This is a genomic window from Inquilinus sp. Marseille-Q2685, from assembly GCF_916619195.1.
In the GTDB taxonomy this organism is placed as follows: Bacteria; Pseudomonadota; Alphaproteobacteria; order DSM-16000; family Inquilinaceae; genus Inquilinus.
This window is the reverse complement of the sequence record NZ_CAKAKL010000002.1, coordinates 200162-215011: the sequence shown is the minus strand read 5'-3', so window position 1 is coordinate 215011 and position 14850 is coordinate 200162. Positions and strand designations below refer to the sequence as shown.

The 14850-nt window shown below is 69.5% G+C and carries 15 protein-coding genes; 13 read left to right on the top strand and 2 right to left on the bottom strand.

The annotated features are described in order from the left end of the window. Positions 1 to 4: 4 nt before the first annotated feature. The 3 genes from LG391_RS09960 to LG391_RS09950 are packed head-to-tail and all read left to right on the top strand — an operon-like array spanning position 5 to position 3261. Positions 5 to 1240 carry a nitrate/nitrite transporter gene (locus LG391_RS09960; protein ID WP_225767861.1) on the top strand — a complete coding sequence of 412 codons (1236 nt, stop codon included), beginning with the start codon at positions 5 to 7 and terminating at the stop codon, positions 1238 to 1240. Beyond that, positions 1233 to 2030 (top strand): hypothetical protein, encoded by a 798-nt coding sequence (locus LG391_RS09955; protein ID WP_225767860.1) that lies wholly within the window; start codon positions 1233 to 1235, stop codon positions 2028 to 2030. Before LG391_RS09960 ends, LG391_RS09955 begins: the two co-directional genes overlap by 8 nt. Then, positions 2020 to 3261 (top strand): trimethylamine methyltransferase family protein, encoded by a 1242-nt coding sequence (locus tag LG391_RS09950; protein WP_225767859.1) that lies wholly within the window; start codon positions 2020 to 2022, stop codon positions 3259 to 3261. The genes LG391_RS09955 and LG391_RS09950 overlap by 11 nt, the downstream gene beginning before the upstream one ends. Before the next feature lie 13 nt (positions 3262 to 3274). Here the strand turns inward: LG391_RS09950 and LG391_RS09945 are convergent, their stop codons facing one another. Both LG391_RS09945 and tldD read right to left on the bottom strand, forming a co-directional pair. Beyond that, positions 3275 to 3613 carry an antibiotic biosynthesis monooxygenase gene (locus LG391_RS09945; RefSeq protein ID WP_225767858.1) on the bottom strand — a complete coding sequence of 113 codons (339 nt, stop codon included), beginning with the start codon at positions 3611 to 3613 and terminating at the stop codon, positions 3275 to 3277. Further along, a complete protein-coding gene (gene tldD / locus LG391_RS09940; RefSeq protein WP_225767857.1) occupies positions 3610 to 5043 on the bottom strand; it encodes a metalloprotease TldD in 1434 nt (477 codons plus the stop codon). The genes LG391_RS09945 and tldD overlap by 4 nt, the downstream gene beginning before the upstream one ends. A gap of 332 nt (positions 5044 to 5375) precedes the next feature. Between tldD and coxB the strand changes: the two genes are divergently transcribed. The 10 genes from coxB to LG391_RS09890 all read left to right on the top strand — a co-directional run bounded on the left by coxB (position 5376) and on the right by LG391_RS09890 (position 14850). After that, a complete protein-coding gene (gene coxB, locus LG391_RS09935; RefSeq protein WP_225767856.1) occupies positions 5376 to 6245 on the top strand; it encodes a cytochrome c oxidase subunit II in 870 nt (289 codons plus the stop codon). 91 nt (positions 6246 to 6336) lie between these two features. After that, positions 6337 to 7938: a cytochrome c oxidase subunit I gene (ctaD, locus tag LG391_RS09930; protein ID WP_225767855.1), complete on the top strand. Its 1602-nt coding sequence runs from the start codon at positions 6337 to 6339 to the stop codon at positions 7936 to 7938. A 78-nt stretch (positions 7939 to 8016) separates the two neighbouring features. Then, positions 8017 to 8949 (top strand): heme o synthase, encoded by a 933-nt coding sequence (locus LG391_RS09925; RefSeq protein WP_225767854.1) that lies wholly within the window; start codon positions 8017 to 8019, stop codon positions 8947 to 8949. 1 nt (position 8950) lies between these two features. Then, entirely contained in the window at positions 8951 to 9103 is a 153-nt protein-coding gene (locus LG391_RS09920; protein ID WP_225767853.1) for a hypothetical protein, read from the top strand. Next, positions 9104 to 9703, top strand: coding sequence for a cytochrome c oxidase assembly protein (locus LG391_RS09915; RefSeq protein WP_225767852.1), 600 nt, complete (start codon positions 9104 to 9106; stop codon positions 9701 to 9703). Between the two features lie 77 nt (positions 9704 to 9780). Beyond that, complete coding sequence (locus tag LG391_RS09910) at positions 9781 to 10662, top strand: cytochrome c oxidase subunit 3 (RefSeq protein WP_225767851.1); 882 nt, start codon at positions 9781 to 9783, stop codon at positions 10660 to 10662. Positions 10663 to 10665: 3 nt separating this feature from the next. Beyond that, the gene (locus LG391_RS09905) at positions 10666 to 11019 is read left to right on the top strand and encodes a DUF983 domain-containing protein (protein WP_225767850.1); all 354 of its coding nucleotides are present in this window, start codon (positions 10666 to 10668) and stop codon (positions 11017 to 11019) included. 10 nt (positions 11020 to 11029) lie between these two features. Beyond that, the gene (locus tag LG391_RS09900; protein ID WP_225767849.1) at positions 11030 to 11761 is read left to right on the top strand and encodes an SURF1 family protein; all 732 of its coding nucleotides are present in this window, start codon (positions 11030 to 11032) and stop codon (positions 11759 to 11761) included. Next, entirely contained in the window at positions 11758 to 13251 is a 1494-nt protein-coding gene (locus LG391_RS09895) for a carboxypeptidase M32 (RefSeq protein WP_225767848.1), read from the top strand. The genes LG391_RS09900 and LG391_RS09895 overlap by 4 nt, the downstream gene beginning before the upstream one ends. A gap of 153 nt (positions 13252 to 13404) precedes the next feature. Further along, positions 13405 to 14850: a DHA2 family efflux MFS transporter permease subunit gene (locus LG391_RS09890; RefSeq protein ID WP_225767847.1), complete on the top strand. Its 1446-nt coding sequence runs from the start codon at positions 13405 to 13407 to the stop codon at positions 14848 to 14850.

Genomic DNA, 14850 nt, shown 5'->3' with positions numbered 1-14850 from the left:
GGCCATGTCTTCCGCGGGGCGGAAACGAAGCATCGAGGCGGTCGTCCTGTTCACCGCCTTCATCGCCTCGACCTACGGTTTCGGGATGTACTTGTTCCCGGCCATCGTCGAGGCCATCCGGCGCGACCTGCCGTTCACCTATGACGCGATGGGCGTGATCTCGGGCTTCGTCCAGGCCGGCTTCATGCTGTGCGCGCTGCTCAGCGGTCTGCTGACCGTCCGCTTCGGTGCCCTGCCGATGATCCTGGGGTCGATCGCCGTGTGCGCCGCCTGCCTGTGCGGGCTGGCCCTGGTGACGGATGTCGTCGCCATGGGTGTGCTGCTGGCGGTGCTGGGCGGATGCGCCGCAGCGATCTGGGTGCCGATGGTCGAGGTGTCGAGCGAGATCGTGCCCCGGTCGCACCAGGGCAAGGCCCTGGGGTTGATGTCGTCCGGCACCAGCTACGGCGTCTTCGTCAACGGCCTGCTGATCACCGGCTTCCTGGCGACCGAAGGCTGGCGCTTCCTGTGGGCCACCACCGGCGCGATCGTCGCTGCGCTGGCGCTGGCCGGGTTCCTGCGCCTGCGCCGGCCGGCCGGTGAGAGACCGGTGGCGGAGGCGGCCGTGCCCCGGGCCTCGATCGGCGGGCGGCTGCGGACGCTGCCGCCCGGCCTGACCGCGGCTGTGCTGCTGATGATGTTCCTGAACGGCCTGTCCTGCATGCCCTACCAGACCTATCTGTCGACCTTCCTGCAGGGCGAGGTCGGGCTGTCGCAGGGCGCGGCGGCGATGGCCTGGAGCGTGATCGGCGTCGTCGGCATGGTCGGCGGCTTTGCCATCGGCGCCCTGGCCGACCGCATCACCGTGCGCTGGGCGATGGTGCTGACCTATCTGATCCTGGCCGGATCCTGCCTGCTGCTGCTGCAGGCCGCTCTGGCGGGCGGGAACCTGCCGGTCCTGTACCTGGCGGTGGTCGCCTTCGGCCTCGCCTTCTATGCCATCTTCGGCCTGGTCCCGGCCTATATCGGCCATGTCTTCGGCACCGGCAAATCGGCCCTGGTCTTCGCCTTCGGCAACATCGCCCTGGGCTTCGGCGGCATCGTCGGCAACATGGCCGGCGGCTGGCTGAAGGTCTCGACCGGATCGTTCCAGGCGATCTATCTGGCGATGCTGGCGGCGGCGCTGTGCTCCGCCCTGCTGGCCGCGGTGATGCCGAGCGAGCGGCGCTTCGCCATGGCGGCCGGAGGCGCCAGTGCCTGAGATCGAAGCGATCGGCGGGTGGGTCAAGGATGCCGATGCAAGCCTGGACCGGTCGTATCGGCGGCTGGAGCAGATCGGCCGCCTGGACCCGGAGCGGCTGCGCTATTTCGAGGACTACCGCAGCCGCTACTTCAACGACCGGCTGATGCCCGGCCAGGGGGCGGAGGAGATCCTGTCCGCCTTGCGCGACCATGGCGGCCGGCCGGCGCATTGGATCGACCTGGGCGCCGGCGTGACCACGCTGTTCTGGTCGATCGGCCTGGCGGCAGCGCCGGACGAGGTGTCGGTCTGCGACCTGGTGCCGGAAGCCCTGCATGTCCTGGAGGCGTTCAAGGACGGCGATGAGACACCCCCCTGCTATCGCGAGGCGATGGCCCTGGCCGGCCGGTCCGAGGCCGATTTCGAGGCCCTCCGCCGCCGGCCTTGGACCTATCATGTGTTCGACTGCCTGCGGCCCTGGCCCGCCGGGCCGGAACAGCCCGGCGGCTACGGCCTGATCAGCGCGATCGGCTGCTTCGGCCTGTCGCCGGATGCCGAGCGCTACGCCGAGGCGTTCGCGGCCGCGGCCGCGAATCTGGCACCGGGCGGGCGCTTCATCGGCGCCGACTGGGTGCGCAGCGACCTGCTGATCGACCGCGAGGGCCACGACAACCGCTACGTGTCGCCGGCGCTGACCGCGGCCTGCGCCGAACAGGCGGGGCTGCCGACCTTGGCCCTGGCCCGGATTCCGATCGCCGGCGACCCCTATTACGACTCCGTCATGGTCTGGGCGTTCGGCCATGCCGGTTGAGCCGCTGGATGCCCTGCCGGGCCGCTTCACCGTGTTCGACGACGCCGCGCTGGACCGGATCGAGGCCGGCGCCGACCGCGTTCTGGCCGAGACCGGCCTGCGCTTCGAGGACGATCCCGAGACCCTGGCGCTGTGGCGGCAGGCCGGGGCGGCGGTCGACGGCGACCGGGTGCGCCTGGACGGCCCGCGGCTGCGCGAGATCATCCGGGCGACGGCGCCCGCGCATTTTGTGCTGCACGGCCGCAACCCGGCCCGCAGCACCCGGATCGGGGCCGGGGAGCCCCCGGTCCTCGCGCCGGTCTACGGGCCGCCGAACGTCCTGCGGGAGGACGGCAGCGGCGGCTTCGGCACCCGCGCCGACTATCACCGCCTGGTGGCCATGGCCCATGCCGCGCCGGGCCTGGCCAACACCGGCCACATGCTCTGCGTCATCGCCGACGTGCCGGATGCCGCCCGGCCGCTGGAAATGGCGATCGCCCATCTGACCCTGTCGGACAAGCCGTTCATGGGCACGATCGCCTCCCCCGCGGCGATGCGGCAGGTGATCGACGCCGCGGCGACCGCGATCGGCCCGCTCGACGGCAAGCCGGCCGGCTGCCATCTGCTGCACCTGATCAACGCGACCCCGCCCCTGTCCTACAAGGGCAATCCGCTGAAATGCCTGCGTCTGGCCGCCGAGAGCCGGCAGGGCTGCCTGATCACCTCCTACATGATGATGGGCGCGACCGGGCCGGTCACGGTCGCCGGCGCCCTGATCCAGGGCTATGCAGAGGTTCTGGCCGGGCTGGCGCTGGCCCAGCTGTGGCGCCCCGGCACGCCGATGATCATGGGCATCTTCGCCATGCCGTTTTCGATGCGCGGCATGGTGCCGGTGTTCGGCGACCCGGCCTTGCACCTGGTGCAGTACGGCGCCATGGCGCTGGCCCGCCGGCTCGGCATTCCCGGCCGCGGCGACGGCGGCGTCACCTCCTCCCGGCTGGACGACGCCCAGGCCGGATCCGACGGCGGCCGCGCCACCGCCGCCGCCCTGGCCTGCGGCGCCGATTTCATTCTCCACGCCGCCGGCTGGCTGGGCAGCGGCCGCTGCACCGGCATCGCCAAGTTCCGGCGCGAGGCGGAAGCCTTGACAGTGGCCACCGGCGCCGCATTGGCCGGCCTGGAGCCGCCCTTGCCGCTGGACCCAGCACTGGCGGCGGAGCTGCGCCGCCAGGCCGACCTCGCCGCGAAGTGACCGGGCGCCGCGATCAGAACGGCGAATCGGCCGGCGCCTGCTCGCGCCGCCCGACCATGTCGTAGTCGCGCAGCACCGCGGCGATGCGCAGGCGGTAGCCGCTGAAGATGCCGGCGCGACCGGCGGCCTGAGCGGCGCGGTGCTCGGCCCGGTTGCGCCAGCGTGCCACCGCGTCTTCGTCCTCCCAGAAGGACAGCGACAGCAGCTTCTCCGGGTTCGTCAGGCTGCGGAAACGCTCGACCGAGATGAAGCCGGGCATCTGCTCCAGCACCGGGCGCAGCCGGGCGGCGTGGTCGAGATAGTCGTCGAGCCGGCCTTCCGCCGGCTCGACCTCGAAGATCACGGCGATCATGCGCGGGTGCCGCCGACGGTCAGCCCGTCGATCCGGAGGGTCGGCTGGCCGACGCCGACCGGCACGCCCTGGCCCTCCTTGCCGCAGGTGCCGATGCCGGGGTCGAGCGCCATGTCGTCGCCGACCATCGACACCTTGGTCAGCGCGTCCGGCCCGTTGCCGATCAGGGTCGCACCCTTCACCGCCGGTCCGATCTTGCCGTCCTCGATCAGATAGGCCTCGGAGGCGGAGAACACGAACTTGCCGTTGGTGATGTCGACCTGGCCGCCGGCGAAGTTGACGGCGTAGAGGCCGTGCTTGACCGAAGCCAGGATCTCGGCCGGCGAGGTGCCGCCGCCGAGCATGATGGTGTTGGTCATCCGCGGCATCGGGTGGTGGGCGTGGCTCTGCCGCCGGCCGTTGCCGGTGGGCGCCATGCCCATCAGCCGGGCGTTCATCCGGTCCTGCATGTAGCCGACCAGGATGCCGTCCTCGATCAGCGTGGTGCTGCGGGTCGGCGTGCCCTCGTCGTCCACCGTCAGGCTGCCGCGCCGGTCCGGCAGGGTGCCGTCGTCGATCACGGTGACGCCCGGCGCCGCCACGCGCTGGCCCATCAGGCCGGAGAAGGCGGAGGTCTTCTTGCGGTTGAAGTCGCCCTCGAGGCCGTGCCCGATCGCCTCGTGCAGCAGGATGCCGGGCCAGCCGGGGCCGAGCACCACGGTCATCTCGCCGGCCGGCGCCTCGACCGCGTCCAGCCGCACCAGGGCCTGGCGCAGCGCCTCGTCCACCGCCGCCTGCCACTGCCCCGGCTCGAGATGGAAATCATAGCCGGTGCGCCCGCCGGCGCCGTGGCTGCCGCTCTCCATCCGGTCGCCGTCGCCGACCACGACCGAGACGTTGACCCGCACCAGCGGTCGGATGTCGGCGGCGTGGCGGCCGTCGGCACGAATGATCCGCACCGCCTGCCAGTTGCCGCTGATCGAGGCGCTGACCTGGCGCACCCGCGGATCGCGCGATCGGGCATAGGCGTCGATCTCGGCCAGCACCTTGACCTTGGCCTCGAACGGTACGGCCGAGAGCGGGTTGGCGTCGGTGTAGAGCTGGCGGTTGGTGCCCTGCGGCGGCTCGGCCAGGCTGCCGCCATGGCCGGCGCGGACCGCGCGCACCGTCTCCGCCGCCCGCTTCACTGCGTCCTCGCTCAGGGTCGAGGCATGGCTGTAGCCGGTGGTCTCGCCCGCCACCGCGCGCAGGCCGAAGCCCTGCGAGGTGTCGAAGCTGGCGCTCTTCAGCTTGCCGTCGTCCCAGCTCAGCCCTTCAGACTGGACGTATTCCAGGAACAGCTCGCCGTCGTCGGCACCCTGCAGGGCCTCGCCGACCAGCCGCTCGAGCCGGCCGCGGTCGAGCCCGGCCTGGGTGAAGAACAGGTCGTCGGTCTGGTCGAGGACACTCATGGCGGGAGTCCGGTCAGCGGAGTCTGGACTCCAGAGATAGTGCCACCCGCCGGCCGGGGCCAGCCCCGATCGCCGGCATCGGCCGAATCGGGCTGCCAAGGGGATGCGACCATTTGCGTGATGGGCGCGGCAGTACGGGCTGTTGTTGCCCCCCGGAACGCCCTGTATTTTCGCCCTTGCCAGGATTGGCCCGGCTTCGTGCGGCGCCCGATGTCGTGGGGGCTTCAACCCTCGCGGTTCCGTCGGTATAAGGCCGAATGGAGTCCGGTGCCGGCGAAGGCCGGCACGGGCCATGGGTGGGAACGACAACGATAACGAAAGAGCGGCACCGCATGCGATCGGGCAGACTGCGTGAACTCTTGGCAGGCGCATCGGTCCTGCTTCTCCTCGGCACGGGCGCGGCCTTCGCCGACGGCCCGCCGCACAACTGGCAGCTCGGGTTCCAGGAAGCGGCCTCGCCGATCAAGGAGCAGATGGAGAGCTTCCACAACCTGCTCCTGGTCATCATCGTCGCGCTCAGCGTGTTCGTGCTGGGGCTTCTGGTCTATGTGATGTGGCGCTTCAGCGCCAACCGCAACCCGGTGCCGTCGAAGACCGCGCACAACACCCTGATCGAGGTGATCTGGACGGTCGCGCCGGTCCTGATCCTGCTGGTCATCGTGGTGCCGTCCTTCCGCCTGCTCTATGCCGGCGACCGGACGCCGAATCCCGAGATGACCCTGATCGCGCATGGCTACCAGTGGTACTGGGGCTACGAGTATCCGGACCAGAAGATCGCCGAATACACCAGCTACATGGTGAAGGACGAGGATCTGAAGCCGGACCAGGTGCGGATGCTGTCGGTCGACAACCCGGTGGTGCTGCCGGTCGACACCGACATCCAGATCCTGACCACGGCCGGCGACGTCATCCACTCCTGGGCGGTGCCCGCCTTCGGCCTGAAGAAGGACGCGATCCCGGGCCGGACCAATGAGACCTGGGTCCGGATCGACAAGCCGGGCGTCTATTACGGCCAGTGCTCGCAGCTCTGCGGCACCGACCACGCCTACATGCCGATCGAGGTGCACGCGGTCAGCCGCGCGGATTTCGACAAGTGGGTCATCGAGAAGGTCGGGCCCAACCCGGCCGAGAAGCCGAAGCTTCTGACCATGACCTGGGACGAGGCGCAGGCGCGCACCAAGCTGGCCCAGGCCGGCCAATAACCCCTAAGACACGAATCCCCAGCGGGGAGTGATCCCACTCGGGGCCGGCGGCCCCGACAGGCAACCCCGGACGGGGAAGAGGTTGACAACGATGGCTCACGCCGCAGCGCACGCACACGGTCACGACGACCACCACCACGACCACAAGCCGGGCTTCTTCAAGCGCTGGCTGTTCTCGACCAACCACAAGGACATCGGCACGCTGTACCTGGTCTTCGCGATCTGCGCGGGCCTGATCGGCGGCGTGTTCTCGCTGATCATGCGGCTCGAACTGCAGAATCCGGGGATGCAGTTCCTGGCCGGCGGGCAGGAGTGGAACGTCGTGGTCACCGCCCACGGCCTGATCATGATCTTCTTCACGGTCATGCCCGCGATGATCGGCGGCTTCGGCAACTGGTTCGTGCCGATCATGATCGGCGCGCCGGACATGGCCTTCCCGCGGCTGAACAACATCTCGTTCTGGCTGCTGGTCCCGTCCTTCGCGCTCCTGATCGGCTCGGCCTTCGTCGGCCAGGGCGCCGGCACCGGCTGGACCATCTACCCGCCGCTGTCCGAGGCCGGGCAGCCGGGCATGTCGGTCGACATGGCGATCTTCTCGCTGCACCTGGCCGGCGCGTCCTCGATCCTCGGCGCGGTGAACTTCATCACCACGATCTTCAACATGCGCGCCCCGGGCATGACGCTGCACAAGATGCCGCTGTTCGTCTGGGCGATGCTGGTGACCGCCTTCCTGCTGCTGCTGGCCGTGCCGGTGCTGGGCGGCGCCATCACCATGCTGCTGACCGACCGCAACTTCGGCACCAGCTTCTTCAAGCCCGAGGGCGGCGGCGACCCGCTGCTGTTCCAGCACCTGTTCTGGTTCTTCGGGCACCCCGAGGTGTACATCATGATCCTGCCGGGCTTCGGCATGATCAGCCACATCGTGTCGACCTTCTCGAAGAAGCCGGTGTTCGGCTATCTCGGCATGGCCTACGCCATGGTCGCGATCGGCGTCGTCGGCTTCGTCGTGTGGGCGCACCACATGTTCACCACCGGCATCGATGTCGACACCCGCGCCTACTTCACCGCCGCCACCCTGATCATCGCGGTGCCGACCGGCATCAAGATCTTCTCCTGGATCGCGACGATGTGGGGCGGGTCGATCGAGTTCAAGACGCCGATGCTGTGGGCGATCGGCTTCATCTTCCTGTTCACCATCGGCGGCGTCACCGGCGTGGTGCTGGCCAATGCCGGCATCGACACCGCCCTGCACGACACCTACTACGTGATCGCGCACTTCCACTACGTGCTGTCGCTGGGCGCGGTGTTCTCGATCTTCGGCGGCTTCTACTACTGGATCGGCAAGATGTCCGGCCGGCAGTACCCGGAAACCTGGGGCAAGATCCACTTCTGGATGACCTTTATCGGCGTCAACCTGACCTTCTTCCCCCAGCACTTCCTGGGCCTGGCCGGCATGCCGCGGCGCCAGCCGGACTATCCGGACGCGTTCCACGGCTGGAACATGGTGTCGTCCTTCGGCGCCTACATCTCGGTCGCGGCGGCCTTCCTGTTCGTCGGCATCGCCTTCTACACGGTCAGATATGGCCGCCGGGTGGAGAGCAACTACTGGGGCGAAGGCGCCACCACGCTGGAGTGGACGCTGCCGTCGCCCCCGCCCTTCCACCAGTTCGAGCAGCTGCCCCGGGTCAAGTGACCCGAGGCTGAGAAAAAAGAGGAGACCGGGCCGGGCCGCGCGGATCCCCCGTGCGGCCCGGTCCGCTTGAGGTTTATGATGTCGGACGTGACCCTGGACCGGACAGCCCGAACCGCCGCGGCCGAGGCCGAAGGCGGCGCCACCTGGCAGGACTATCTCGCGCTTCTGAAGCCGCGGGTGATGACGCTCGTCGTCTTCACCGGCATCGCCGGGCTGATCGCGGCGCCGGGCCATCTGCATCCGGTCCTGGCCGCCACCGCCGTGCTGTGCATCGCCGTCGGCGCCGGCGCGGCCGGGGCCATCAACATGTGGTACGACCGCGACATCGACGCGGTGATGAGCCGGACCTGCGGCCGGCCGATCGTGCGCGGCCGCATCGCGCCGTCCGAGGCGCTGGCCTTCGGCGTGTTCCTGTCGGTCGCCTCCGTTCTGGTGATGGGGCTGGCGGTCAACTGGGTCGCCGCCCTGGTCCTGGCTGCCGCCTCGGCCTTCTACGTCTTCGTCTACACCATGTGGCTGAAGCGGCGGACGCCGCAGAACATCGTGATCGGCGGCGCTGCGGGGTCGTTCCCGCCGATGATCGGCTGGGCCGCCGTGACCGGCGATGTCAGCGTGCCGTCGATGCTGCTGTTCGCCCTGATCTTCATGTGGACCCCGCCGCATTTCTGGGCGCTGGCGCTGTTCCGCAGCGAGGAATACGCCAAGGCCGGGGTGCCGATGCTGCCGGTGGTGTCCGGCGCGCGCGAGACCAAGCGCCAGATGCTGGCCTACACGCTCGCCCTGTTCCCGCTCGGCCTCGGCCCCTGGCTGGTGGGCACCGCCGGGCTGACCTACGGCATCGGCGCCGGCGTGCTCGGCGCGCTGTTCATCCTCTGCGCCGTGCGGGTGCTGCGCGAGGACGGTGCGACCACGAACCACCGCGCCGCCAAGCAGATGTTCGGCTATTCCATCTTCTACCTGTTCGCGATCTTCGGCCTGCTGATCGTCGACCACACCGCGGTGCATTTCTGAGATGGCTGTCCGCTCGACCGCCAGACCGACGGAGACCCCGGCGCCCGACGCGCGGCGCCGGCTGCGCGGCCGCAACAAGGCCCTGGCGTTCGGCCTGATCGCCTGGGTCGTGCTGATCTTCGTGATCACCATCGTCAAGATGAAGGGGGGCTAGATGGCCGAGCTCGACCCGAAGGTCCGGCGCCGCAACCGCCTCATCATGACCTCGCTGTGCGGCGTCGCCTTCTCGATGGGCGTCCTGGCCTTCGCCTCGGCGCCGCTGTACCGGCTGTTCTGCCAGGTCACCGGCTATGGCGGCACCACCCAGGTCGCCGATTCGGTCTCCGACAGGGTGCTGGACCGCAAGGTGCGGGTCCGCTTCGTCGCCAACACCGATGCCGGCCTGCCCTGGACCTTCAAGGCCGAGCAGACCGAGGTCGAGGTCCGGCTCGGCGAGCCGGCGCTGATCTATTTCCAGGCCACCAACAACGCCACGGAACCGACCGCCGGCCAGGCGGTCTACAACGTGACGCCGGACAAGGTCGGCCTCTACTTCTCGAAGGTGCAGTGCTTCTGCTTCACCGAGCAGATCATCCAGCCGGGCGAGACGGTGGAGTTCCCGGTCTACTTCTATGTCGACGCGGCGATGGATGCGCAGCCGAACCTGAGCGACGTGCGCACCGTCACCCTGTCCTACACCTTCTACAGCCAGCGGTCGAAGGCGCTGGAGAATGCAGTCGCCGCCTACTATCGTGCGGCCAAGAACGACGGCTGACGGCCTGCCGGCAGCCGGACCGATTAGGGCGGAACACCGAAGCGAAGATCGGACGAGAGACCGAGAGGGGCACGAGGATGAGCACGACCGACGTCCATGCCGACAGGCACGAGACGAGCTACGAACTGAATGCGGTTCCGCATCCCTATCATCTGGTCGACCCCAGCCCGTGGCCTCTGCTCGGCTCGCTCGCGGCCGGCGTGATGGCGATCGGCGGCGTCCTGTTCATGCATGACGAGGGGCCGGTCCTGCTGATCGCGGGCTTCCTCGGCGTCCTGGCCGTGATGTTCGGCTGGTGGCGCGACGTGATCAAGGAAGCAACCTTCCGCAAGCTGCACACCCCGGTGGTGAAGCTGGGCCTGCGCTACGGCATGATGCTGTTCATCGCCTCGGAGGTGATGTTCTTCGTCGCCTTCTTCTGGGCCTATTTCGACTCCAGCCTGTTCGTCAACGAGGCGGCGCAATACGCGCGGGTCGAGGCGACCGGCGGCATCTGGCCGCCCAAGGGCATCACCCCGGTCGACGCCTTCCACTTCCCGCTGCTGATGACGCTGGTGCTGCTGCTGTCGGGCTGCACCGTCACCTGGGCGCATCACGAGATCGTCGAAGGCAACATGAAGGAGGCCTCGAAGGCGCTCGGCATCACCGTGCTCCTCGGCGCCATCTTCACCTGCATCCAGCTCTACGAATACACGCATGCGGAGTTCGGCTTCCGCGACGGCGTCTTCGCCTCGACCTTCTACATGGCCACCGGCTTCCACGGCTTCCATGTGCTGGTCGGCACCATCTTCCTGGCGGTGTGCTGGTTCCGCACCGCGCGCGGCGACTTCACCAAGGACAGCCATTTCGGCTTCGAGGCGGCGGCCTGGTACTGGCACTTCGTCGACGCGGTCTGGCTGTTCCTGTTCGTCGCGATCTACTGGTGGGGCGGCCACGGCGGCGCTGTCGCGGCGCACTAGCCTGTGCCTGCCGGAGCGGTCTCTCCCCTGGCCGCGGCGCTGGGCTGCAAATGCCCGCGCTGCGGCCGGGGCGCCCTGTTCAAAGGCTTCCTGACGGTCGCGGAGCGCTGCGCGGTCTGCGACCTCGACCTCTCTGAGGTCGATTCCGGCGACGGCCCGGCCGTCTTCCTGATCTTCATCCTGGGCTTCACCGTGGTGCCGCTGACGCTCTGGCTCGGCTTCGCCTTCGATCTGCCCGACTGGGCGCCGATCGCCATCGGCGCCGTCCTGCTGGTCGTCCTCACCGGCATCCTGATCCGCCCCGCCAAGGCCTATGTCGTGGCGCTGCAGTACCGGCACCGCCGCACCGGCGGGTGAGAGCCCCGCCATGGCTTCCCGTTTCCGGCCGGACTTCTGGCCGACCGTCTTCCTGGTTCCCGCCCTCGCCCTGATGATCGGGCTCGGCGTCTGGCAGCTCGAGCGCCTGGCCTGGAAGACCGACCTGATCGAGCGGATCGAACACGGCCTGGCCGCCCCGCCGGTGCCGCTGCCCGCCGATCTCGGCGACGACCCCGGCTTCGACTACCGTCACGTCACCGTCACCGGCCGCTTCGACGCCGTCCACGCCTTCCGGCTGCTGGCCCGGGTGCATGACGGCGTCGCCGGCATCCAGGTGGTCGCGCCGCTGATCCGCGACGACGGCGGCCCGGCCGTCATGGTCAACCGCGGCTGGGTGCCGCTGGGGCCCGACGGCAGGCCTGCCCCCTACGCCCCGCCGCCCGAGGGCACAGTGACGGTCGAGGGCGTGGCCCGCCGGCCTTTGCCCCAGGGCTGGATGCAGCCCGACAACAGCCCGGCCACCAATGAGTGGTTCTGGGTCGACCTGCCGGCCATGGCCGCCGCGGCCGGGCGGGACCGGGCGGCGCCGGTGGTGGTCGAGCAGTCGGCCGGTCCGGACCGTACGCGGTATCCGCTGGGCGGCCAGACCAAGGTCGATCTGCCGAACGATCACCTGCAATATGCGATCACCTGGTTCGGCTTCGCCGCCATCCTGGTCGCGATCTACCTGCTGCATCATCTGCGGCGCGGCCGCGCCGCCCGGAAAGGACCCGACGCATGACCGCCTATGCCGAGATCGCCGCCCACTTCGGCCGCATCGCCGCGCTGTCCAACGCCATCGGCATCCTCGACTGGGACAACGCCACGATGATGCCGAAGGGCGCCGCCGAGACCCGGGCCGAGAGCCTGGCGCTGCTGCAGGTGCTGCGCCACGGCATGGTCACCGATCCGCGCCTGTCCGACTGGCTGCCCGAGGCCGAGGCCGACAACAGCCTGGGCGAGTGGGAGCGCGCCAATCTGCGCGAGATCCGGCGGCTGTGGACGGTGCAGACCGTGGTGCCGGCCGATCTGGTCGAGGCGTCCAGCAAGGCCATCTCGGCCTGCGAAATGACCTGGCGCCAGGCTCGCGCCGATTCGGACTTCGCCTCGCTGCTGCCGAAGCTGCAGGAGGTGCTGCGGCTGCAGCGCGAGATCGGCCGCGCCAAGGGCGAGGCGCTGGGCCTGTCGGCCTATGACGCCCTGCTGAACGACTACGAGCCCGGCGGCCGGTCGGAGAAGATCGACGCGCTGTTCGACGACCTCGCCGAGTTCCTGCCCGGCTTCACAGAGGAGGTGCTGGCGATCCAGGCGCGCCGGCCGGCGACGCCGCGGCCGGAGGGCGTGTTCCCGATCGAGGCGCAGCGGGCGCTGGGCGTCGCCATGATGGGCGTGCTGGGCTACGACTTCGAGCGCGGGCGCCTTGACGTCTCGACCCACCCGTTCTGCGGCGGCGCCGACAACGATGTCCGCATCACCACCCGCTACGACGAGGCCGACTTCACCCGGGCCCTGATGGGCGTGCTGCACGAGACCGGCCATGCCCTCTACGAACAGGGCCGGCCGCAGGCTTGGATGAACCAGCCGGTCGGCCAGGCCCGCGGCATGAGCCTGCATGAGAGCCAGTCGCTGCTGATGGAGATGCAGGCCTGCCGCAGCCGCGAGTTCATCGCCTTCGCCGCGCCGCGGATGCGGGACGCCTTCGGCGGGTCCGGACCGGCCTGGGAGGCCGAGGCGCTGTGGCGCCACTACACCAGGGTCGAGCGCGGCTTCATCCGGGTGGACGCCGACGAGGTGACCTACCCGGCCCATGTCATCCTGCGCTATCGCCTGGAGAAGGCGATGATCGCCGGCGAGCTGCCGCTGGCCGACCTGCCGGCGGCCTGGAACGACGGCATGAAGGCGCTGCTGGGCGTGGTGCCGCCGGACGACCGGCTGGGCTGCCTGCAGGACATCCACTGGCCGAGCGGCGGCTGGGGCTATTTCCCGACCTACACGCTGGGCGCGATGACCGCGGCGCAGATCTTCGACGCCGCCAACCGGGCCGAGCCGGACATCCTGCCGGCGATCGGCCGCGGCGACTTCGCGCCGCTGGTCGGCTGGCTGCGCGCCAACATCCATGGCCAGGGCTCGCGCTGGGAGACCGACGAGCTCTTGACCCGGGCCACCGGCCGGCCGCTCGACGCCGCCGTGTTCAAGGCGCATCTGCGCCGTCGCTATGGCGGAGAGGGCTGAGTCGGCATTCGCGTGGGTCGGCGCATGGGGGCCTGACGCCCGAAACTTGCATGCCTCCAATGCGGCTTTGGCGCGCAGGATTCCGGCTTGTCAGACGAGTTGAGTCGGACTCCGAACGCCCGAGGGGGCCGCGCCGACGCGCGGCCTTGAGACATGACGACCCGCCTTCCGCGCCAGGTGCTGATCCCGCTGATCATCGCCTGCGCGCTGTTCATGGAGAATCTCGATTCCACGGTGATCGCCACGGCGCTGCCGAACATCGCCCATTCCTTCGGCACCGACCCGCTGCACCTCAGCCTCGCCATCACCTCCTACCTGCTCAGCCTCGCCGTCTTCATCCCGGCCAGCGGCTGGATCGCCGACCGGTTCGGCGCCAAGACCGTGTTCCGGGCAGCGATCGTCGTGTTCACCGTCGGCTCGGTGCTGTGCGGCCTGTCGAACTCGACCGCCGAGCTGGTCGGCGCGCGGGTGATCCAGGGCATCGGCGGGGCGATGATGGTGCCGGTCGGCCGGCTGGTGCTGCTGCGCAGCGTGTCGAAATCGGAGCTGGTGCGGGCGATGGCCTATTTCACCACACCGGCCCTGCTGGGCCCGGTGCTGGGCCCGCCGCTGGGCGGCTTCATCGCCACCTACAGCTCCTGGCGGCTGATCTTCTTCATCAACGTGCCGATCGGGATCATCGGCGTGATCCTGGTCACCTTGTTCATCGACGACGTGCGGGAGGAGGAGAAGCCGCCGCTGGACGGCTGGGGCCTGTTGATGACCGGTACGGCGTTGGCCTGCCTGGTGTTCGGCTTCGAGACGCTCGGTCGGGCGATCGTGCCGCTGCCCGTGACCTTCGGCCTACTCGTCTTCGGCGCCGCGCTGATCTGGCTCTATGTCCGCCACGCCCACCGGGTGCCGGCGCCGATCATCGACCTGAAGCTGCTGCATGTCCGCACCTTCCGCATCTCGCTGGTCGGCGGCACCGTCTTCCGCATCGGCATCGGCGCCATCCCGTTCCTGCTGCCGCTGATGCTGCAGCTCGGCTTCGGCATGACCCCGTTCGAATCCGGCCTGCTGACCTTCGTCAGCGCCGCCGGCGCGCTGTGCATGAAGATGACGGCGTCGCACATCATCCGGCGGTTCGGCTTCCGCCCGGTGCTGGTGTGGAACGCGGCGATCAGCTCGGTCTTCCTGATGAGCTATGCCCTGTTCCGGGCCGACACGCCGCACCTGCTGATCCTGATGCTGCTGCTGGCCGGCGGCTATTTCCGGTCGCTGCAGTTCACCAGCCTGAACACCCTGGCCTTCGCCGACATCCCGCCGCAGAAGATGAGCCGCGCGTCCAGCTTCTCGAGCACGGCGCAGCAGCTGTCGGCCAGCCTGGGCGTCGCCACCGGGGCGGTGCTGCTGAACCTGGCGCTGCTGCTGCGCAGCGGCGCCGAACTTCAGGCCGCCGACTTCTCCTGGGCCTTCGCCGTGGTCGGACTGCTGTCGCTGTCCTCGGTGCTGATGTTCCTGCGCCTCGCCCCCGATGCCGGGGCCGAGGTCTCCGGCCACGCCGTCGCCCCGGTGCCGCCACCGGAAGGCTCTCCCCGGGTCGCGCCGGGGGAGTAG